Below are 22,513 nucleotides of genomic sequence, written 5' to 3' on the forward strand. Positions count from 1 at the left end.
ATACTATTATTCCTACAAACCTTTGGAGGTAATCATGAACGTTTTAAATTTTAGTGATAGCATCAAGTTTGTCGGTGTGGATGATCGCGAGATTGATCTTTTTGAAGGGCAGTATAAAGTTCCCGATGGAATTTCTTACAATTCTTTTGTGATTTTTGATGAAAAGATTGCTGTGACGGACTCGGTCGATGCACACAAAGTATCGGAATGGTTGCAGAATATCGAAAACGCATTGCAGGGCAAAACGCCCGACTACTTGATTGTCCACCATTTGGAACCCGACCACGCCGGAGGCTTTCTCGAATTTATCAAGAAGTACCCGGACGCAACCATCGCCGCATCTGCAAAGGCACTTGCGTTCATTCCGCAGTTCGTCAAGCTCCCCGAGGGCACAAAGACGCTCACGCTCAAGGATGGTGACACGCTTTCGCTCGGCAAACACACGCTAAAGTTTATCGCGGCCCCGATGGTCCATTGGCCTGAAGTCTTGCTCAGCTATGACGAATCCGAAAAGATTCTGTTCTCCGCCGATGCGTTCGGCACATTCGGACTTTCTGGCAAGCTCGGCGAAGACTGGGTGAGCGAAGCAAGACGTTACTATATCAACATCGTCGGGAAATACGGCATGCAGGTGCAGGGCGTGTTGAAGAAGCTCGCGGGCATCGAAGTCAAGACGATTTGTCCGTTGCACGGTCCGGTTATTACAGACAATTTAAACTTCTACATTGACAAGTACAACACCTGGAGCAGCTATGCGCCTGAAACACAAGGCGTATTTGTCGCTTACGCAGGCGTTTACGGCCACACGGCAGAAGCCGCGAAAAAGCTCGCCGAATCGCTCCGTAAAAAAGGCGTTGACGTGACGATTATGGACTTGGCACGCACGTACTCTTCGGAGACGGTCGCACAGGCATTCCGCTATAGCCATCTCGCCGTATGCGCGACAACGCTTGATGCCGGGCTCTTCCCCGCTGCCGAAAAGTTCCTCACGCACATCAAGGCGAAAAACTACAGCAACCGCAAAGTGGGCATTGTCGAAAACGGCACGTGGGCTCCGATGGCAGCCAAGAAAATGCACGAGATTCTTGACACGCTCAAGAACGTGACATTCTGCGAAACAACGGTCACACTCAAGTCCGCCCTCGACGAGACTTCTGCCGCAAAACTCGAAGAACTCGCTATAGAATTCGCGAAGGATTTGGGGAAATAGAACTTAGTTGGCAAAACTTAGAGCTTAGAAAAAAGTCGGCCTCCGCCGACTTTTTCGTTTAGAGTTAGCCATTTTTTGCAAATTCAAGCATTAGTTTGACTTTTATCAACAAAATATTACGCCAACATTTGTTTTAAAAGTGAAATTTTATATTTTTCTCCAAAAGGAGATTTTATTTTATGTGGATATCTAAAAAGTTATTCGCACTTGCAGTTGGAACTTGTTCACTTTTCGCAGCATGCGGCCAAGATTCCAATCCCAGCAATTTTTCATCGGGGAGCGACACACCCAACACCCCAAAGTTTGAAGCATTCAGCTGCCAGGAAGTTTCTGACCCCAGCGTTTCGGCAGAACTGGAAAAAGCAAAGGCGAATATCGCAGACATCCTAAAAGATATCGGCAAAGGCAATTTCAAGAGCGCACAGGTCGTTAGCGCACAGACTAAAAGTTCATTCAAGAGTGTCCTTGACAAATACCCGGGCAACTGCGAAGCCCAGCTCGGCTACGCCTTGAGCATCATCACCGACCTCGTCAACAATAAGGATATCAAGTCGTTCATCGACACCGTCCAGAACAAAATTGACCTGGACGATATGGGTGTAAGGGATTTCAACCAGCTTCTCATTACAAGTGACGGAAAGTTGCTCACCAGCTTTGCCCAGGAAGCCATGGCTCAGGCAATCCCGTCCATGGACTCGGCAATCATCTACATGAAGAACATTGTCGGCGATGACAAGTTTACTTGCAACTACACTTACAAAGACAAGACTTACGAGCTGGACCGCGGTGAATTCGCACCGGCACTCGCCGCCATGTTCGTGACCAAGGCAATCCTCACATTCGGCGCAAGCATCAACATTGATTTTTCAACCGACAACAAGTACGACTGGGTCAACGACAACCGATTCACCGCCCACGAAATCACCGAATCCGGAGCACGTACAATCATTTCGCTGATGAGCAAGGAAAGTGCCTTCTCCAGAGTCTACAGCAACTGGACCTCCCGCTATACCGACATCCCGAACTTACTTGATACCGCCATCGCATTTGTAGAAGTCGGCCTGCAATACGGCATTGACGAAGCCAAGACGGGACGCACCACACAGAAAAACGACCCCTACATTGTTGGCGACGATGAAATGTCCGACGTAAGCGTTCGCGATTTCAAGAAGGCCATTGACTCATTGGAACACTACCGCGAATCTTTGCACACCGGTGTTACCATCACACTCCCGCACGGCACCAAGCTCGTCGTGAACCTCGCCAAGTTCTTCCAGATTACAGATGGATATCAGCAATACCTCCCCTACCACAAATTCAACGACGCCTCGATCTGGAACATCCCGGTTGAAGGTTTTGAATGGTCCACAGATTTCGGATATCACGGAGTTACTTACGCCGAAAACGATCTTATTGATGCGGTAAGATACCAAGTCGAAAAAGCAATCAAGTTCGATTATTTCCACGCCCACGCAAACCAGGACTATCGCAATCCAGAAAAACATTACTTCTGCCTCAACTACGAAATTGGCGATGAACGATTTGACAAATGCTACGACTTGCTGTTCAACAACTGCGAAGTATCCTTCTCTCCGATTTCCAGCAACTACTACAATGACGATATCGTAACATTCGTCCCAAGTCCTGTCAAGCTGAACTCTTCCGTGTGCAAGGTTGAAAACGGCATCCACCTCTTTGCTAACGCTTACCTCGACGACGTTCCGAATGCATTCTACTTCACCGACGCTTCGGGCAACAAGACGATTTCGTACCAGAAGCTCGCTAACGGAAAACTGACCGCCGACGGCAAGGAATACAAGGACTACACGTTTGACGATATGCAGAACTACATCTTCTTCCCGGATGTTACATTCGGTGGAGCATTCCCAGGCATGACAGCAGACGCATTCTGGAAACTCCTCAAGACGGAATTCCGCGATAACGAAGATTAAGATTAGTGGCTAACACTAGAAGAACTATACTTGCACTTGGGCTTGTCGCGATTCAGGCCCTAGCGGCAAGAAACGTCGGGCTCGCCGATTGCGGCGGGCTTTTTTTGCTACACCAAAAAGACAAGCATTTTGCGGCAAAAGGGTGCAGCATCAGGGACACGTTCAGCATCAAAAACTTTGATGTTTATGGTTCCATACAACATATAGAAATCCACTCCCGGTACACCGAAAACAACTGGCACCTCAAAACTGCAAGCAAACAGACCATCGCAAATGCGGGATTTGAAAGCCATTTTAAAAACTATTCCCTGGGCCTAGATGTAAGCACCCTGCCGATGGTCATGCCCAAAGCATCGTTCCATCGTGACGATTCCCTGTTCACCGCAAAAGCCCGCTTTGCATTCGGCTCCGTAGATTTAGGCACAATCAGTTGGGTTCCCATAAAACAGACAGAGTTGATAAGCACCATTCCTGTGGATTGGGAATCGCACTTTGTCTATAGTGAACTTTCGGCGGGTTCCAAAATAAAGAACCATTACATTAATTTATCCCTAAACCACATTCGGACACTCCCACGCAATCCGGACAAGGAATACTACCTGAGAGATTCCGCAAGCGTCCTCGTTTTAAACGGCGAATACGGATACGCCTTCAGCAATTCACGCCTTGATGCGGGCTACACCTACATAGGCGCCGACATGACGGTTTACGGGATTTACCACGAAGAAACAAGCCGCAAGCGTTTCATGTACCTTCCGATAGAAGCAAGCGTCCACATGAGCTACGCCAGATGGCAATGGGAAAATTTGTGGACACATTTGGAGCTCATGCATATTTCAGGGAAAGTATTTTCGAACCAGGAACGATTTTACGAAACTCTCGCCCTTAACCGGGCTCTCCCCGGCTCTGTCCTCAAGGGACTCTCGTTCTCGTTTTTGCAGAGGACATTCCGTGCCAACGCAGAACTGGACGCATCCGCAATCGTAAGCGGAGCCTCTTACTACTGGAAAAAAGGCAAGCGCTACATCTTTAAGCCAAGCGTTGAACTGGACTTTTTCGGGGCTAGCGGAGAAGTGAACATACAGAAGGAAATTGAAACGGTCATCCTGACAACCCACCAGATTACAAACGAAAAAACGTTACGTAAGGTAAGTGGCATCGGAAGCATTCTCTCCCTCGGCATTGAGCTGCAAAAAGAAGGACCGGTCAGCGTTTCACTCCAGTACGGAATTTCACAAATCATTCCATTTTACGTGGACTACAAAGACTACCTCGCCGATTCCGATGGCGACAGCAACTCCAAACCTTCAGGGGGCATCATAGGCTCTATCGTGAACCCGAACGAACAAGTCGCAAAGGACAAGAGCGGTTCACTGGAACGCAGCGCTTCGGCATTGCTGTTCCGTAATGGTTTTGCAACGCACCTGGGAATTGCGGTAAAGTTCTAATACAAAAAATACCCGCTCAACGGCGGGCATCACTAGATAATAACGGGGTACCGCTTCGCCAGTTATTTCTTGCTGGCTAGTTCCTCTTCGAGTTTCTTGTTGCGGCTGTCCTGCATTTCGCAGATATTCTTGAGGTTGTTGATTTCTGCGTTCTGCTTGGCCACCTGGTCCTTGAGATCTTCGCACTTGGCAGCGTAGGTCTGTTCGGATTCAATGCGGCTGTTCAGTTCCTTGCGGAGGCTATCCACGGAATTGCGGAGCTTTTCGACGGCATCGTCGGCATCCTTGATGACCGGATTGTCGCAGACTCCGTCTTCATCGCAAGAGCAGCACTTAAAAAATTTCTTCGTCACGGCAACAGTCGCTGCGGCACCGAGAATGGCACCGACTAAAAAGCTATTCGTCTTCATGGTCAAACTCCTTGTAATTAAATCCTCCTAATAATATCCATTAAAAAAACGGGAAAGTCAAGATTTTTTTAGAAAAAAGGAGATTCCCGCTCGTCCCCGTCAAGCGAGGACAGGTAGGCGGGAATAACAGACGAGAAAAAAGCGGGAATGACTAGCGAGCAAGCCGGGATGCCAAAAACAAAAACTTGCAAAATCAGTACAAAAATCTTATATTAATTTAAAATACTTCAAGGTGTATATGGTCGATCCTCTTTATTCCGTGCTAGCTTTTACCTGTGCGTTCGTCTTGCTGATTTTCAAGAATCAGTTTAGAATCGTATTGGACAAAAGCGAAAAAACGGACAAGGACTTCTTGTACCTTGCCAACTGGGTGATTGTATTTTGCCTCCAGGACGGTATCTGGGGGATTTTCGGCTGCGGAGCTATCAAGAACAACTTCCTGCTTTTCCTGTCATCCTCGTTTTTCCATGCGGCAGCCGCTGTCATGGCCTTTATCTGGCTCAACTACATATTGAATTTCATCAACATCGAGCGCGAAAAGGCTATTCCCGCCAAGATGTTGTCCCTAGCGCTAGTCATATTCCAGCTAGTCCTTCTTTTGATGAATTTCAGGTCAAGTTTTCTTTTCGGCATCAGCGACGAGGGCACCTACATCGTCATGAACGGGAGAAACCTGCTATATTACAGCCAATATTTCACATTCTTCGTCATTGCAATTTTTCTGGTTTACAAAACAGCGAGCGCAAAAAAGACAAGCGCCCGCAAACACTATGCCGCAGGGTTCCTGTTTATTTCGGCACCGGTCCTGTGCGGTTTTCTGCAAAGGGAATTTCCATTTTCTCCGTGTGATTCCATCGGATCCATGCTCGGCTGCTGTACCATCTATGCATTTTTCATCTCGAAAATTAGCCGCAACAGGGACTTGTCACAAAAGGCGGTCATCATCGCAGGGCTTTCTTCGGACTACGACGTGGTCGTGTACGTCAATATTCCCAAGAACCAAGCCAAGTTCTACCAGATCAGCGAAAAGTTTACTCCGCTCCTGTGGGAAGGTCGCAATTCCACCAACCCCAAGGATTTTGACAACTTTATGAAGCGCATTTACGTTCCAAACGAATTTAGCGAATTTATCGAAAAATCAACCATTGACAAGTGCATTGAGCTTTTACAGACGGCCCCCTATTACACCATTCCGTTCCTCGCCAGCGTCAACGGACAGATTGAGCATTACCGCCTGAAAATCGCAAGCGACAAAAGCAACGCCCAGGGGTTCATTATCGGCATTATCAATGTCGAAGAGGAACATCGTCTAGAAGAAACCGCACAACGCTTGAGAAAGGATCTCCAGCATACAAAGCTCATTGCGAACAAAGACCCGCTCACAGGAGTCGGGAGCGCCGCCGCGTTCAAGGCGAAATGCGAACTGATTGACAACGAAATCAAGGCCAAGGACAAAATAAAATTCGCGCTTGTAGAATGCGACGTCAACGACCTGAAGGTTATCAACGATACGTTCGGGCACGACATGGGCGATGAATATCTCAAGAACTGCAGCAAGGTTTTCTGCAATGTTTTCAGCCACAGCCCGGTTTTCCGCATCGGCGGTGATGAATTTGTCATCATCCTTTTCGGCGAACAGTACGAAAAACGCGCAGAACTTTTCGAAAAGCTGAAATCATCAGTGAATCGCAAGCCTGACGCCCCAAAGGAGAGCATTTCGTTTGCGGCAGGCATGGCGGATTACAGCAGCAAAATTGACGAATGCGTGAAGGACGTGCTCAAGAGAGCCGACACGTTCATGTATATAGACAAGGGTAAACTGAAAAGCTAGTTGGCAGAACTTAGAGCTTAGAACTTAGTACTAGTCAGTATTTTGTGCAGGGAACTCTCCGCCAACGCGGAGAGAAGACACAAAAAACCCCGGGTCTTTCGACTCGGGGCTTTTCAGCGGGAAGAGCGAGATTCGAACTCGCGATAGGATTTAGTCCTATACGTCCTTAGCAGGGACGCGCCTTCGGCCAACTCGGCCATCTTCCCATCTTGGGGACACTAATTTTAACAAAATTTCGGCAAAATTTCAAGGGGTAACAGCCAAATTCATTATTTTTCCACAAAAATGGGCCTATTTTTTACATATTACGGGCCTCCGGGCAGGCCACCCCTCCAAAAGTTTTATATCTTGTAAGTCGTTAATACTCAATAATTTACGTAAATATGAATAAGTTTGTTAAAATCATCGTCGCATTCTTCCTTGTAGCCTTGATTTGCTACATCCCCTTTTATATAGTCGTGTTCAAGATCCTTCCCGAACGCGACCCGGACAACCAATTCAACCGCGCCAATATCTTGCAGGTTCTCTCTGGCGAAACCCGAGTCTTTTACGAAGACGGCGAAAACCTGCTCGGAGCATTCTTTGACGCGAACCACCGAGTGTACGTGCCTTATGGCGATATCCCGGTCAACCTGATCAACGCCCTTATCGCCGCCGAAGACTCCCGTTACTGGACCCACAACGGTTACGACCTCAAGGGTTTCATGCGCGCCATGGTCAATAACATCAAATCAGGGCGTGTCAGCCAGGGCGGATCCTCACTCACGCAGCAGGCCGTCAAGAACATTTTTGGTCGTGAAGAACGTAGCATCAAGGAAAAGCTCAAGGAATTCCTGAACGCACTCCGCATGGAAAAGCACTTTTCCAAGGAAGACATCCTGGAATTTTACCTGAACCAGTTCCACGTCTCGGGTACGGGTAAAGGCGTGGCTATCGCAGCCCAGTACTTCTTCAACAAGGAACTCAAGGACCTGACGCTCGCCGAATGCGCTTTCATCGCAGGCTCGGTCAAGGGACCGTTCAACTACGACCCGTTTATCCAGCGCACCGAAGAACGCAGGCAAAAGGCAATCAAACGCGGCGAGACGCGACTCCGCTACGTACTCGGACGCATGGTCGAAGAGGGCTACATCGAGCAGGCCGACATGGATGCAGCCACCGCAAAGCCCTTGGAATTCAACCACGGCAATTTCCGTTTCACGATGAGCACGACGCTCGAACGCTTGGAAGAACGCCTTGACAGCGATTTTTTCCACGAACTTTTCCAAAAGGAAGGCATCGAAGACTGGCGCAAGGCTCAACTCGAAATCACAACGACTTTGAACGCCAAATCGCAGGATGCCGCCAAACGCGCATTGCAGACAAACATCAGTAACTTGCAATTACAGCTCGGCGGTTTTGTACTCCCGAAGGCTCAATTTGCAAACCGCGCCCGCAACGCTCGCAAGGGCGATTACCTCTACGGCGCCGTGGATAGTGTTTTCTACGATACGACCGGCAGACTGCAATCGCTCAAGTTGAACTTCGGGCAGCTCAAGGGCATTGTCACGGAGCAATCCGTAAACGACTTTGCCAAGCTCGCCGGTGGCGATGTGAACAAGATTCTTGCAACTCAGCTCAAGCCGGGAGCCATCCTCCTCGTGAGCATCATCGACGAAACCCCGATTGACGGTTACGCACAGTGCAAAATTGAAACGGAACCGGTGCTGCAAGGCGCACTCGTCGCCATCCAGAACGGCAAGGTGCTCGCGAGCCAAGGCGGTTTCCACAACACGGGATTTGACCGTAGCTTCAAGGCACTCCGCCAACTCGGTTCTAGCTGGAAGCCGATTCTTTACGCTCTCGCCCTCAAGTACCACTGGAACTACCTCGACAATCTTGAAAACGAATTCAACGCTTTCCAGTACGGGAATCAATTCTACTTCCCGCGCCCGGACCACAAGAACAAGGGTGACGTTGTCAGCATTGCATGGGCCGCTACGCGTTCCGAAAACATCGCTAGTATTTGGCTTTTGGAACACCTTCTGGACAAGCTCTCGGACAAGGAATTCGAAGACGTTGCCCGAGAAAACGGCTTTGCCCGCAATCCGGACGAAGAACGCATCAAGTTCGTGGAACGTTTGCGCGACAAGTTCGGCCTCATGATGAAGGAAGACGTCAAGCGCGAAATCGAATTCACGAAGGCACGCGATGCGCTCGTGGAACGTTATATGAACGACGGCAAGGTATTGCAGGCCCGCGCCGTGCAGAACTTGCGCTACGGCACGTTTACGGACATTGGTTTGAAACAAGCGAAGCGCGATCCGAAAATCACGAAGTACGTGAACCACAACTTCAAGCGTTACTCTGAAATCTGGCGCGCCCGCGAAATCCAGGAACTCGACCCGGATGAATCGACAAAGCTGTTGCCGCTCGATTCCGTACAGCTGATTGAAAACTTTACGCTTGCCGACTTTAAGCGTTTGAATGCCATGATTGAACCGGTCGATAGCGATGCAGATTACTTTGACATGGCTCATCTGCGTTACTGGCCGGATTACCGCCGTGCGCTTGCGATGGCCGACTACGCCCGCTTTGCCAACGAAATCGGCATCCACCAGAAATTGCAGAAAGTGTTCAGTATGCCGCTCGGCGTGAACGATATTACGCTTGCCGAAATCACGACCGCCTACCAGACGCTCCTCACAGGTAAGATTTTCAAGTGCAAGGACGCGAACTGGACCGAAGCCTGCTTTATCAAGGAAATCAGAAACCGCGATGGCCGTACGATTTTCAGGAACAAGATGGAATCGATGACGGTGCTCGACGATACCGTGACAACGCAGATGGGCGTGATGTTGCGCTCCGTGTTCACGAACGGTACGGCACACAGCCAGCTCACCGCGCTTAGCGTCAAGAATCCTGAAGGTGCATCGAAGCTCCGCTATCCGGTAATGGGTAAGACGGGTACAACAAACGATTACCGCAACGTGGCGTTCCTTGGAGCGCTCCCGACGTACGTCAAAGAAAAGAACGGCATTGCATTGGATTCCGTGATTGCCATTGGTAGCTATGTGGGCTTTGACGACAACAAGCCTTTGAAATCAGGACGCACGCGTATTGCAGGCGCCTCGGGTGGTTTGCCGCAGTGGGCTTCTTTTGCAAAGGAAGAAATAGACATTCTCGGCATCCCGAAGCAAATCGACTTCCTAGACATTTCGATGATCGCCACGGGCGAAGTGCCGTTGATGCTGACAAACGAACGTGGAGAACTCACGGTGGACCCGATGACCGGTGAAGCTTTGGTAAACGGCGAAAAAGGCCGCCCGCTCCCGTGGCTCGATGTGCCAGGATTCACGCCACCGCAAGTGCAAAAGATTGCCGCCGAAACAATTGCAAAATCTGGAATTGTCGTGAGCTTGCCGATGCCGCAAGCAAGCACGCCACCGCAAACCGGAAACGCAACAGATTCCGCGATGGTTAAAGCACAAGAAGCCGCACCCAGTGTCGCACAGCCCGCTACTGCGCAAGCTGGGACAGCGCCAATCACAAGTGCGCCGAAGCCGCAGCAAGTCATCCCTGCTGATGCAAGGCCAGTTTCAGAAGTCATGAAGGCAGATTCCATCAAGAAGGCAACGGAAGCCGCAAAGCAGATTCCGCTTAATCCGCAGCAGACGTTCACGCCAGTTCAGCCGCCAAAACCGCAGGCCGCCATGCCCAAGGATGATGACTGGGATTTGCCCGAAAACTTCAGCAGCAAAAATGCATTCGTACCCATCGAAGCCGATGCTGAGTAATTGCTATTTTTGTTCACGATTAAAAAACGGAGTGTTTCATGTCTAAATCAACGGTTTTCGTTCAGGCAGCCACATTCGCCGCAGCGTTCTCGCTCACCGCATGTATCGGGACTAATCAATGCCCTTCTCCAGACGTAAAGCCTACTGAAACTCCGTTCACTAAAGTCATCGGGCAAGATACAGTCCAGTCTGCAGAAACGCAGACCGGCAAGTATTCCGAGATGCAGGTCGTCACCGGCGATAGCGCTTCGCAGATTCTTGACCAGTTCAAACTCTCAACGCCCGACCAGATTTTGACTCCGGAACAGACGCCGACCATTCTCGTACAGACTCGAGTCGATACGGTCTTGATGATGTTGCCGCCGTGCGACAAGACGCACTTTTCGCATTGTACGCTCGAAACGACGATGGACCCGTACAAGGCATTCCCAGCACTCGCCAATTACGTCTTTAGCTACGCCGACACACTCAGCCGCGCCGGTCAAACGGACTCCGCCTCCGTCATCTTGAACAGTTTCTCGACAATGGCTCCAATGTGGGAAAAATGGCAAGCGCATTCGGACACGCTCCGCGATGCTTTCGGCAAGCGCCGCGAAGAAAAGGCAAAAGAATTTGAGTCAATGGCACTCCAGATTCAGAACATGAACCGCGTGCAAGCCTCATACAGCATGGTCGCCGAAACCGCAGACAGTTTGATTGCGCAGCTCGCTCCGGGTGACTCGCTCGCAAACTGGGCTAAAGACCAAAAGAAAATCGCTTATTCGAACACGCTCAAGAAGGCCTCTAAAGAATTTGACGCCATCAAAGTTCTCGCTGACGAAAAGGCACAATTCGCCGAAGCCCGTAAGCAGACCGAAACATTCCGCATCCGCTACCGCGATTTCGAAGACACACTCCATGTGCAAGCATTCTTGAATCACGTTGACGAGCTTGAAAAGGCAACCGATTCCGAGACCGCCAAAATGTGGGAAAAACAGGACCCTGCCGCAGCACTCGCCAAGGTTGACACGCTTATTGCAAACGAAAAGTTTGACAAGGCCAAGGATTTGCTGAACAAACTCAAGACGAGCAAGCTCCGCAAGGAAGCAAATGAAAAGTACATCGTCCTTGCCGATGCCTACTGCAACAAACAGCGCAAAACAACATCGCAGATTTTTGCCAAGTCCTTGAAGCAAACGGACGAAGAAAAGAAAAAGAAATTGCTGAACGACGCCATCGCACCACTCAACAAGTGTCTTGCGGAATTCCCAGAAACAACGCAACGCGAGAAAGTCGAAAGCAACAGAAAGTTTATTGAAAAGGAACTCGCCAAGTGACAGACTGGTGGAATTACGCCCAGTACCCGGCGTTCTTTATTTTGGGTGCAGTCGTAAGCCTCATCAACAGCATCGCAGGTGGCGGTTCTACGCTTAGCCTCCCCATCATGATTTTCCTCGGGCTCCCCGCGACTGTTGCAAACGGCACGAACCGCATCGGGCTCATCATCGGGAATTTCAGCAGTGCCTACAACCTTGCGCGTCACGGTTACCTGAACAAGAAGATATTCTTCCAGCTACTGCTGCCGACATTCTTCGGCGCACTCCTTGGCGCATGCTTCCTTGTCCGCATCGGAGACAAGCTCTTCCAGGCGATTCTCGCGGTTGTCATTTGCCTTGTGGTGGTCATGAGCAACTTGCGCAAGGACATTCTCGGAAAGCCTCCCGAGAACCCGCCCGAAAAACTCACCGTCAAAGGCGCCCTCGGATTTTTCGCCATCGCTGTCTATGGATGCATTGTGCAGGTGGGCGTTGGGTTCGTGCAAATATTTGGACTCACGCGGTACACCGGACTAGACCCAATTCACGTGAACGCCATCAAGAATGCGCTCACGAACGTGTTTCTCATTGTAAGCACGGTCGCGCTGGGCCTCGCCGGAAAAATCGATTGGCCCGTTGCGATTATCATGGCGGCAGGCGCATGGTTCGGCGGCTACCTCGGCAGTTTCACGCAGCGCAAAAAAGGCAACAAGTTCATCCAGCGGTTCATCAGCGTATGTAGCATCGGCATGGCGATTGCACTCGTGGTGGACTTGGTGATGAAATAGCCCTAGCTCACCGGATTTCTGTGACTTTCGAAGAGTTGCCGTAGATTCACGGCATCTCTTTTTTCTTGCTCCGTTTTGAGGTCTTCCATAATCTGTGCGAAATAAGCGGCGCGCCCTGCATCTTTTGCAAGGAAGGCGTCTTCGTAACTGTCTTGCGCCACAGCAACGACTTCTGGATTGAAGGTTGGCATAAACCCATATTTTTTGCAAGTTTCAATCATGTCGTCATCGTTTATGCTGCTGTAGTCAAAATTCGTGCGTTTAAGGAGCATGACCATATCGCCAACGATTTCGATGAGCACATTTTCAGAAGACGAAAAACGCGACCGTAAAAAACTGCAATACACAGCCACATCGTACATCTTTTTGTATATAAAATAATCCTTCAAAAAGCGGAAGCAATGGATCATATCGCTAGAGCGATACGTGTACTTCATGGCAGAAACGATTTCCTTGAGCAAGTTCTCCCAACGGCCTTCGGCACTGCAAAGCATCGCATACAAGATTCTGCATTTTGCAGAGGTCGGGTTCCACTGGACGGCTTCGGTCACGCCTTTCAACGCCGTAGAGTAGTCGCCCAAATCCAATGCAGCAAGCGCATACTGGCGATAGATCCAGTCCATCGGGCAGACGAGGCTGACATTCTTTATCTGTTGCGACGGGTTCTGGTAAAAATGTTGATAAAGCACCCATTCCATTTCGTCCGAGATAGCGACGTAGCTAACATCATCACTAGACACAAATGGATGTTCTTTAAGAACCTGCATTAGCGGTTCAAGAATCTTCAGCGACTTTTCATAGTCCTTATTCTTGTACGCATCCAGGGACAAACTCAAAATTTCCATCACGCCTTTTCGGCCGCCAATATCTTCGAGCTTCTTGCTCATGATGGCGGACTTGATTTGGAAGAGGTCTTCCTGATTTTTGGCGTCTTCGATGGATATCATAGTCTACTTTCAAAAAAGTTCTTTAATAAAATACACTATTTTGAAAGCAATAGGCAATCCCCCAAAGAAAGACTACACACGCTTTTTACGGCGTTTCTTTTTTGGCTTGAGGCGTTCGCCAAGACCTGCACGCAGTGCGCCTTCTAATGCAGGATCACCCGCAGCAAGGAGTTCCTTTTGCGGGCGCTTGAGCTTTTTAATGCGAGCCTCTAGGCGGAGCGCTTCTTCGCGAGTTTCAAGTTCGAATGTTTGTAAAATGCATTCCGGCGGAAACGCTTTGGTAAATCTCGCGCCACGCCCACTGCAATGCTCTTCATAGCGGGCGTCGACATCCACGGCGTAGCCCGTGTAAATGCGGTCACCCTTGCAACGGAGCATGTAGACGAAGTGAGCCTTGGTCATTACCGTATATGGAGATGCCGGCTCGGAGGCCGGCATGACATTCCTAAGTTCTAAACTCCACCAACTATTCTTTCTTAGACACAATGCTCATGTAGATGGTACCGAGGATGGCTGCGCTAAAGCTTCCAAGGAGGATACCAAGCTTTGCAGAATCCTTGTTTGCACCGTCTTCAAACGCAAGACCAGCGACAAAGAGAGCCATCGTAAAACCGATACCGGCAAGCATGCCACCACCCCAAAGGACCTTCCAGGAGTAGCTCGGCTTCTTGGAAACACCAATTTTCACAGACAAGAGGCTGAAGAGGAAAATACCAATCGGCTTACCGAAAATGAGGGCAAGAGCCACGGCGCCAAGCACAGGCACGTCAAGACCACCGAGCTTGATTTCAACACCGGCATTTGAAAGAGCAAAGAGCGGCATAATACCAAAGTTCACCCACGGCACAAGCGGCTTGTACAAGCGTTCCTGCATCGAGACGCTTTCACGGGCGCCACGCTGGAGGAGGCTGAACACGCGATACTTTTCTTCGCCAGAGACCTTAGCATCGCCAGAGAGCACGTTACCCACGCTGTTGGCAAAGCTTGCAACCTTGCCCTTTGCGACCACGGCCTTAGCCGGCACGGAAAGACCGAGGAGCACGCCAGCAATTGTCGGATGCACACCGGACTTCACGAAGAACGCCCAAATAGCGATGCCAATCACGCCATGCAAGAGCAAATTGCGCACGCCCACGCGGAACAGCACGTTAATCAAAATGAGGAGCACAAAAGCCGTCCCAAGAGCAACAAAGTTGATGCCGTCGCCGCTCGGGTAGCCAATCGCAATCACGAGGATTGCACCGATATCGTCCGCAATAGCAAGGGTCAAAATCATCACGCGGAGCGCATGCGGAACCTTCTTGCCGAGAATCGCCATGCAGCCCACCACAAACGCGATATCCGTCGCCGTCGGGATTCCCCAGCCGTGAGATGTCCCCGCCGGGCAAAGCGTCAAGTAAATCAGCGCCGGGAAAAGCATACCGCCAGCAGCCGCAATAATCGGGAGACTCGCCGCCTTCGGATCGCGGAGTTCGCCATAAGTCATTTCGCCCTTGACCTCAAGCCCGATATTGAAGAAGAATATCGTCATCAACGCATCATTGATGAACCAATGCAAGTCACCAGCGCCCACCCAGCTGCCAATCGTCACCACGAACGGCAAATGCCAAAAGTGCTCGTACGATGACGGACTCAAGTTCGCCCAGATGAGAGCCGCAAGCGTCATAATGATAAGCACTATGCCGCCCGTCGTCTCCACCTTCATCAGGCGCTCGATCGGGGTGATGATCTTACGTACCGGGGTTTCCGGAAACATATCTTCAATTTTATCGCTGCTTGTTACTCGTGCTGACATATGCTTTTCAATATAGATAAGTTTTTACATTTTTTTGGAGCCATACCGCCGTTGTAACAGATAAATAGGAATAAAACTACAAGTCCGTTACAAGAACATCGTCAGGACATCCTTCAGTTTTTCAATACTGACCGGTTTTGCGATATGCTCGTTCATGCCCACCTCAAAAGAAGCCCTACAGTCTTCGTCAAAAGCGTTCGCCGTCATGGCAATAATCGGAATTTCCGCAACGTCCTTGTTCTTTAGGGCTCGAATGCGCTTTGTAGCCTCATAGCCATCCATTACCGGCATGCGGACGTCCATCAAAACCACGTCAAACGGTCTCGTTTCCGCCTTAGAAAGCATTTTCACGGCGATATCACCATCTTCTACCGCAGTCACGATAAAGCCGTTATCCTGGAGGATTTCCATCGCAATTTCACGGTTGAGGATATTGTCTTCGACCAGCAAAATCTTCTTTCCGGCAAATCCGGAGTTGACAACAGCATTGCTTTCATCATTTTTCTTTGACTGCACAAGCTTAAATTCAAACGTCATCGTCACTTCGGTACCGACATGCAGGCGGCTTGCAATTTCAATCTGGCCGCCCATCATTTCGACAGAATTCTTCGTGATGGCAAGTCCAAGGCCCATGCCGCGGACATCTCTCGACACCGTAGATTCCCTTGCAAACGGTTCGTAAACCGTCTTCAGGAACTCTTCACTCATGCCGATACCGTTATCCTTGATGCGGAACTCGTAGGCAGCATAGCTTGACTTCGTAAGCGGAGTTTCCTTGACGCTCATCGAAATGGAACCGCCTTCCTTTGTAAACTTGATGGCATTTGAAAGCACCTTGAGAAGTGCCTGGCGCAAGCGTTCCCTATCGCAGACAACTTCATCATCATTGATATCGACACAATCCAGTTCAAACTTGAGGTCCTTCGCCTGCAAGTCATTGCGGATATCGCGTTCCACCTCATGAACCAATTCAAACAAGTGCATTGGAGCTTCCTTGAGGTCAAACTTGCCCGATTCAATGCGGCTCATGTCAAGAATGTCGTTGATAATCGAAAGCAGGCGATCGGAGCTCTGGTCAATTTTCACCAAGCAATCCTTCACGCGTTCCGCATCACCCAAATGCGTCGAGGCAATTGACGTAAGGCCAATGACTGCGTTAAGCGGCGTACGGATTTCATGGCTTATGCTGTTGAGGAATTCCTTTTTCGCGCTGTTTGCCGCCTGAGCCGCCGAGAGAGCCTGTTTCAAGGCCTCGGCCTGGGTTTCCAGTTGTTCCTTCTGTTCCAGCTGCAAACGCGTGGATTCGTCAACGCTGATAAAGCCCGCCACAATCTGTTTTTGCGCATCGGCAGCCTTACCCGCAATCACAAACTTGAGCTGCCAATATTCCACGGCGCTCCCAATAACCATCCTGTAGTTGACGTAATAAGCATTCTTTTTAGAAAGCTTTTCGTTAACGACTTCACGCGATGTCATTTCAAGGAACATCTTGCGGTCATCAGGGTGAACAAGCGTATTCGCAATCAACTTCAGGCGGTCTTCAAAATTCCCGACCTTTTTCCAGTTCGGATTATCGGCCCAGTTGTTCTTCTTCACATAATAAAGATGGTCTTCGCGCGTGGACGGGTTGATGAAGCTCACGAGCGTAAAGTCTTCCGAAAGGCCCTTGATCACTGAAAGTCTTTCACGTTCTGCTTCGATGGCCACCTTCTCGTCATTCACGTCCTCGACGCCAATAAGCACGTAACCGCCGCCCTTGCCATCGGCAAGGCCAATCAGCGTATGGCGCAGCCAGACCCAGTTGCCGTTGATAAACCAGCGCATGTCCACAACTTTACGGGATTCATTCGAACCCATCATTTCAAGGAACGCTTCCTTGTTAAACACGCTATGGCAAAGTTCCAAATCGTCCTTGTGGATTTTCGTGAGCTCGTCATTGTTCATGATGTCATAGAGCGAAACGTTGCAGTCAAAACGGCTCAGGATTTCCTTGTACAAGTCGTTCATCGCGCTCGGGTAAACCACATACGACCCCGATTCCGGATTCACGTAATAGATATGGATAAAGTTCTTGGACAGAAGGCCCAAAAGTTTCATCTGCATATAACGGACCTTGCCCACGTCATCCTGTTGCATGCGATCAGATTCGCCCGCAAAGCTACGGACGGCCACACGGCAAAGCAACACGAAATAAGCGCCACAGAACAATAGGACAGCAATTCCAAAGCACAGCAAAATGAAACGGACTTTATGGACAGCCGCCATCGCCACCTTTTCTGGGGACGAAATCACGACACTCCAGTGGTTTACTGCCATCGGCTTATAGAAGAAACAGTTTACCTCTTCCCAATAATTTTCAACGCAGGCCCTGCCGGTCTTTCCCGCCAATATGCTATCAACAATCGCCGAGAACAGACCATTTTCGTTGTCCATCTCATTCAAGTAGTCACGAATGCCCTTGAGCGAATCGTGCTTCGAATCCGTAATAAACCTGCCGTCATCGCGGTTGACGACATACAGAAACATGTTACGGTTGAAACGCTTGTCATTACGCAGATACTGGTGGATGGCCTCCAGGCCAAAGCTCCAGAACACAACAGCGACAGTACGCCCATGACTCTTGACAGGCACAAAATGGAACAGGAGCTTTTCTTCCTGCTTATCGCTTTCCAACTTGACCTTCACATGCGATTCAAGAGATGATTCCTCCTCATAGGAAAGTCCCATCGGAGATGATGCAGTCACAACGCCATCTGGCATTATAACGGTATCGCCAGGCAAGAGGAGGCTGATTTTCTGGTCCCGCAAAAACGGCTGCATATCGTTCAGCTTCGTCTGCAAGCTGTCTGTCGAATAGTCATCACGATCCTTGAGAGCATCCGCCACAAACTGGAGCGTTCCGCCATAGTGCAGGTTGTTCATGACAAATTCGCTTGACGCCACCTCGGCATTTTCCTGAAGCCTGCTAAAACAGCCATTTTCAACAATTTTCAACACCTTCTGGCTGATAAACAAAAAAGCCGCAACCGTCAATACAACGAGAATCACCGCAAAAACAAGGTGATCCCGATGAATCACCTTTTCGCTATGGATACCATCAATATTCTTTATCATTCAGTCATCACTTTTTAAGGAATCTTGACAAAATATACTTCATTTTATCAAAGTTTATCGGCTTTGAAATATGCTCATCCATGCCTGCGTCAAGAGCCGCCTTGCGGTCTTCCTCAAAAGCATTCGCCGTCATGGCGATAATCGGGATGCGAGACTGATACCCCGCCGGAAGCACACGGATAGCACGCGTTGCCGCATAGCCATCCATGACAGGCATCTGCACATCCATCAATACAATATCGTACTGTCCCGGCACGGACTGCCGAACAAGTTCAACAGCCTCCTCACCGTTTTCAGCCGTAAAGACCTCAAAGCCGTTATCTTCAAGGAGATCGCACGCAATCTGACGATTCATCTCGTTGTCTTCGACAAGCAACACTTTCTTGCCCGTAAAATCGAAGTTTTCCGATTCCATCCGGGCGCGAATCCTTGCACTACCATGCAGCTTGAAATCCAAATCGATGACGACTTCCGTACCCTTGTTCTCTTCGCTGAAGATCTCAATACGACCGCCCATCATTTCCACAATATTTTTAGTAATGGACATGCCAAGGCCAGTCCCCTGGATTCCGCTCACCGTCGAAGAATTGGCTCGCGTAAACGGCTCGTAAATCGTCTTCAGGAAGTCCGGATTCATGCCCATGCCATTGTCGCGGATGCGGAATTCATACATTGACGAATCCGGCTTCATTGATTCCTTTTCGGAAATATGCATATGGATGGAGCCACCCGCCTGCGTGTACTTGATAGCATTCGAGAGGACGTTTAAGAGCACCTGATTGAGGCGCAACTTGTCGCAGACGATTCCCGACTCGCTGATATCCATTTCCACATCGAACACGAGATTTTTCGCATTGACATCCGCCTGCACAATATCCTTGAGCGCATTGACAATTTCAACCAGGTCTTCGTTCTTTTCGGACAGTACCATCTTGCCCGATTCAATACGGCTCATGTCAAGGACATCGTTAATGAGCGAGAGCAAGTGATTCGAGCTCTGTCCAAGCTTGTGCAGGTAATCCAGCACCTGATCCTTTTCATCAATATGCGCCATCGCAAGATCCGTAAAACCCACAATAGCATTCATCGGCGTACGGATATCGTGACTCATGTTCGAAAGGAACGTCGTCTTTGCACGGTCCGAAGACTGCGCCATTGAAAGCGCCTTCTGGAGCATCACCTGTTGCTTTTCAAGCAAGTCGTTCTGCTCGGCAATCTTCGCATCCAGTTCTAGCTTTTCAACCTGGTCGTCGCTCAGGAGCATAAACGAGAGCACAAACGATACGACTTCGCCGTCTTCATTTCGCTCAATAGTCGTGAACTTCGCGCGCAGCCATTCCCCGCTCGCAATCTTGAATTCCAGGTCACGCTGGTTGGCTTCCTTCAAGAAGTTCTGCACAAAGAACAGATTCGAAAGCTTATGCCATTCCGCCTTGAATTCATCCAGAACCAAGCCGCAAATTTGTTTGACTTCGGAAGAATAGGAACTGTAAAGCGGACGCTTTTCAACCCACGGAACATTTGACGCCTTAATCGTACGGAACGAATTGTCCTCGACGTTCACAAAGTAGATGGACACATAGTCATCGTACAAGATGTCGTTCACAAAGTCCTTGAGAATGAGGTCGTCCTTTTCGGCAAAGCCAAGCGCCACCGCCCTCGGGCTATCAAATTCACCGCCCACCTTCACAAACTTCATTTCGCAATAGTGCGGTCTGCCCTCGACATCGCCACGGTACGTGGTGATAAACGCCTTTTGCTGAGCAAGCTCCCTCTTGATATTGTCCAGAGCCCCGGCCCTGCGCATCATCTCGCGGTCGCGTTCCCACACGACTCCACCGACATATTCATCAAACGCCTCGGAATACGAGACCCCCGAACGGAAACGGCTACCGAACAGCGATTCCGACTTCTTGTTCATCGAATACGGAGTAATGGTATCCTTTTCAAGATCAATGTAGTAGACCGCCGAATATTCCGACGCCAGGATATCAATGATTTCCAAATCCTGTTCAATCTTTTTCTGGTGCATGCGCGCCATACGGATTTGCTCATCCTTGTCGGCAAAGCCTATGACAAAAGCCTTCTGCTTCTTGTTAGCGGCAACCACCTTGCATTCGCAAAATTTGTCCGTACAGCTGACAAACTCAAAACTTGTAATGCCGTTCTTTTGGAGGAGCTGCTTCAAGCTCTTCACCGCAAGATTCTTAGAGACAGACACCTTGCTTTCCGCAGCGACAACCTTGTTGACAATAACGCCAATCGCATCGTTATACGACATGCCGTTAATGGAATTGCCAATTAACTTCTGGATGTTCGCATTCAGCTTGTGGACCGTCACGCAGTCCGTTTCCAGGTCGCAATAGAAAATACACGAGTAGTCCGACGCCAAAAGTGACGTCACGGCGGCATCTTCGTCCATGCGCTTTCTGCGGTTGATTTCGTTTTCGGCAAAACCCGCCACAAGTTTCAAGACGGCAAAGTTCTTTTGCGATTCCTTGGGATTGTCCAAAACGAGGAAGCTGTAACGCTGTTCATTTGAAACAATCGTCGAAACGCTTATGCTCTTGATATCTAGAACCGGCAGCGACTGATACAGCCTTTCCCAAACGCCATATTCATCGTTCTGAGATTCAAGATAAACGGCATCCATGTCGCCCACGGATTCAATCCACGGATTGATTATCTCCAATGGAATATGCTGGAGCCCCGCCTTGTTGGGCCTCACACCTTTACGGCACCATTCATAAGTGCTACTGAGGTATTCCCTTCCCTTGTCGCATTCCAGGATGTACGCCCTATCGGCATCGTAATACGAAGCAAGCGTTGCAAGCAGTTCTTCGATAGCGTCCTTGGAACGATTTTCCTTATAGAGAACATCGATGCAATCGCGAATCGCGGCATCCTGTTTCTGCTGTTCCGAGACGTTATAAGCGACCAACATCGCCTGGTATTCGTTCAGGATTTCGTTCTTGGAAACGTAGCAGACAAAGCGGCTGTAATGCCAACCGATGTGCGGCGAATAAAAACGGCAAGTGTATTCAGGGATGGAATCACCTTTCTTGACCTGGTCAATGAGCGACTTCGCCGAGAGGTGCTGTACAAAAGCCTTCCGATATTCCTTATCCACGAGCTGGTCGGCAATCTTCTCGATAATGGCATCGTAATGCGGAAAGTCTTCGCCAAACGAATCGCTCACGTCAACGGACTTACCTTCAATAATCTGGATAAAGGGGCGAGAGACTTTGCCCTCCGACAAGTTCACCTTGAAATAGCTATACGCCTTATCGAGAATCGCCTTCCCATAAAGTTTTTCGTTGAGCGCGCTCTGCAAGCGTTCCCGCTTTGTATCAAGATCCATCGTCTTGATTTCGTTGCGGAGCTCCTCTTCAGTAGTCTTCTGGATGAGCGCAAGCTCCGTGATATCCTTGTGCCAGCCTTCGAGCCTCACCCCTTTCTTATAATCGTAATTGCGGGTACCACCACAGCGGACAAAACGGACACGTCCATCAGGAGCATGCCAAGGGTACTGGATTTCGGGAGCCTCGCCTGCACTCATCTTGTCAACATACGCCTTGACCTCGGCAAAATGTTCCGGGTCAATATTATCAAACCAGGCGTGGAAAATATCTTCGGCAGAAACACCCTCTTCAAGCCCAAGCAACTTGAGCATAGTCGAATTCGCGGTCATGCGCGGAGCACAGCCGTCGTCAATTTCGACAGCCCAAAGCCCTATGCCTACCCCGTCCAAGATATTTGTTGTCAACGGTATCGAGTGTTCATCAGCCATAAATTGCTTCCCATATCCTATCTTATAAAAATAATACGTTTTATTATTAAAATTTCAAATCAGTGAAAATATTTATGTCAAGCTAAACAACACTTTCTCCGGACATTTAAACCACTTTTCCAGAAAAAAGTCCAAAAAAAACAAAAAAAATCCGGAC

General features: G+C 49.4%; 13 protein-coding genes and 1 tRNA gene. 7 read left to right on the top strand and 7 right to left on the bottom strand.

Annotated elements, in window-relative coordinates; genetic code table 11:
• The first annotated feature begins 34 nt into the window (after positions 1–34).
• From FSU_RS08095 to FSU_RS08105, 3 genes are all read left to right on the top strand, one after another.
• Positions 35–1,210: an FprA family A-type flavoprotein gene (locus tag FSU_RS08095; protein ID WP_014545965.1), complete on the top strand. Its 1,176-nt coding sequence runs from the start codon at positions 35–37 to the stop codon at positions 1,208–1,210.
• 179 nt (positions 1,211–1,389) lie between these two features.
• Positions 1,390–3,162, top strand: coding sequence for a hypothetical protein (locus FSU_RS08100; RefSeq protein WP_014545966.1), 1,773 nt, complete (start codon positions 1,390–1,392; stop codon positions 3,160–3,162).
• A 104-nt stretch (positions 3,163–3,266) separates the two neighbouring features.
• The gene (locus FSU_RS08105; RefSeq protein ID WP_155808745.1) at positions 3,267–4,610 is read left to right on the top strand and encodes a hypothetical protein; all 1,344 of its coding nucleotides are present in this window, start codon (positions 3,267–3,269) and stop codon (positions 4,608–4,610) included.
• 62 nt (positions 4,611–4,672) lie between these two features.
• Here the strand turns inward: FSU_RS08105 and FSU_RS08110 are convergent, their stop codons facing one another.
• A complete protein-coding gene (locus tag FSU_RS08110) occupies positions 4,673–5,020 on the bottom strand; it encodes a hypothetical protein (RefSeq protein WP_014545968.1) in 348 nt (115 codons plus the stop codon).
• A 238-nt stretch (positions 5,021–5,258) separates the two neighbouring features.
• Here FSU_RS08110 and FSU_RS08115 point away from each other — a divergent pair, with 238 nt between their 5' ends.
• A complete protein-coding gene (locus FSU_RS08115) occupies positions 5,259–6,851 on the top strand; it encodes a GGDEF domain-containing protein (RefSeq protein WP_041917834.1) in 1,593 nt (530 codons plus the stop codon).
• Between the two features lie 117 nt (positions 6,852–6,968).
• Here FSU_RS08115 and FSU_RS08120 read toward each other — a convergent pair.
• A tRNA-Ser gene (locus FSU_RS08120) sits at positions 6,969–7,057 on the bottom strand.
• A 177-nt stretch (positions 7,058–7,234) separates the two neighbouring features.
• On the opposite strand from FSU_RS08120, the gene FSU_RS08125 reads away from it, so the two are divergent.
• Genes FSU_RS08125 through FSU_RS08135 form a run of 3 tightly spaced genes read left to right on the top strand, consistent with a single transcriptional unit; the run spans position 7,235 to position 12,710 of the window.
• The gene (locus FSU_RS08125) at positions 7,235–10,627 is read left to right on the top strand and encodes a transglycosylase domain-containing protein (protein WP_014545970.1); all 3,393 of its coding nucleotides are present in this window, start codon (positions 7,235–7,237) and stop codon (positions 10,625–10,627) included.
• A gap of 38 nt (positions 10,628–10,665) precedes the next feature.
• Entirely contained in the window at positions 10,666–11,943 is a 1,278-nt protein-coding gene (locus tag FSU_RS08130; protein ID WP_015731964.1) for a hypothetical protein, read from the top strand.
• A complete protein-coding gene (locus tag FSU_RS08135) occupies positions 11,940–12,710 on the top strand; it encodes a sulfite exporter TauE/SafE family protein (RefSeq protein ID WP_014545971.1) in 771 nt (256 codons plus the stop codon). Before FSU_RS08130 ends, FSU_RS08135 begins: the two co-directional genes overlap by 4 nt.
• 2 nt (positions 12,711–12,712) lie before the next feature.
• Here FSU_RS08135 and FSU_RS08140 read toward each other — a convergent pair whose 3' ends face one another.
• From FSU_RS08140 to FSU_RS08160, 5 genes are all read right to left on the bottom strand, one after another.
• Positions 12,713–13,657: a hypothetical protein gene (locus tag FSU_RS08140; protein WP_014545972.1), complete on the bottom strand. Its 945-nt coding sequence runs from the start codon at positions 13,655–13,657 to the stop codon at positions 12,713–12,715.
• Positions 13,658–13,729: 72 nt separating this feature from the next.
• Positions 13,730–14,095: a GIY-YIG nuclease family protein gene (locus tag FSU_RS08145; RefSeq protein ID WP_014545973.1), complete on the bottom strand. Its 366-nt coding sequence runs from the start codon at positions 14,093–14,095 to the stop codon at positions 13,730–13,732.
• Positions 14,096–14,123: 28 nt separating this feature from the next.
• Positions 14,124–15,452 (bottom strand): Na+/H+ antiporter NhaA, encoded by a 1,329-nt coding sequence (gene nhaA / locus FSU_RS08150; protein WP_015731965.1) that lies wholly within the window; start codon positions 15,450–15,452, stop codon positions 14,124–14,126.
• Positions 15,453–15,539: 87 nt separating this feature from the next.
• Positions 15,540–18,566, bottom strand: a complete 3,027-nt coding sequence (locus FSU_RS15885) for a response regulator (RefSeq protein WP_014545975.1) — start codon at positions 18,564–18,566, stop codon at positions 15,540–15,542.
• A gap of 7 nt (positions 18,567–18,573) precedes the next feature.
• Positions 18,574–22,356: a PAS domain-containing hybrid sensor histidine kinase/response regulator gene (locus tag FSU_RS08160; protein WP_014545976.1), complete on the bottom strand. Its 3,783-nt coding sequence runs from the start codon at positions 22,354–22,356 to the stop codon at positions 18,574–18,576.
• Positions 22,357–22,513: the final 157 nt, after the last annotated feature.

Source organism: Fibrobacter succinogenes subsp. succinogenes S85 (assembly GCF_000146505.1).
GTDB lineage: Bacteria > Fibrobacterota > Fibrobacteria > Fibrobacterales > Fibrobacteraceae > Fibrobacter > Fibrobacter succinogenes.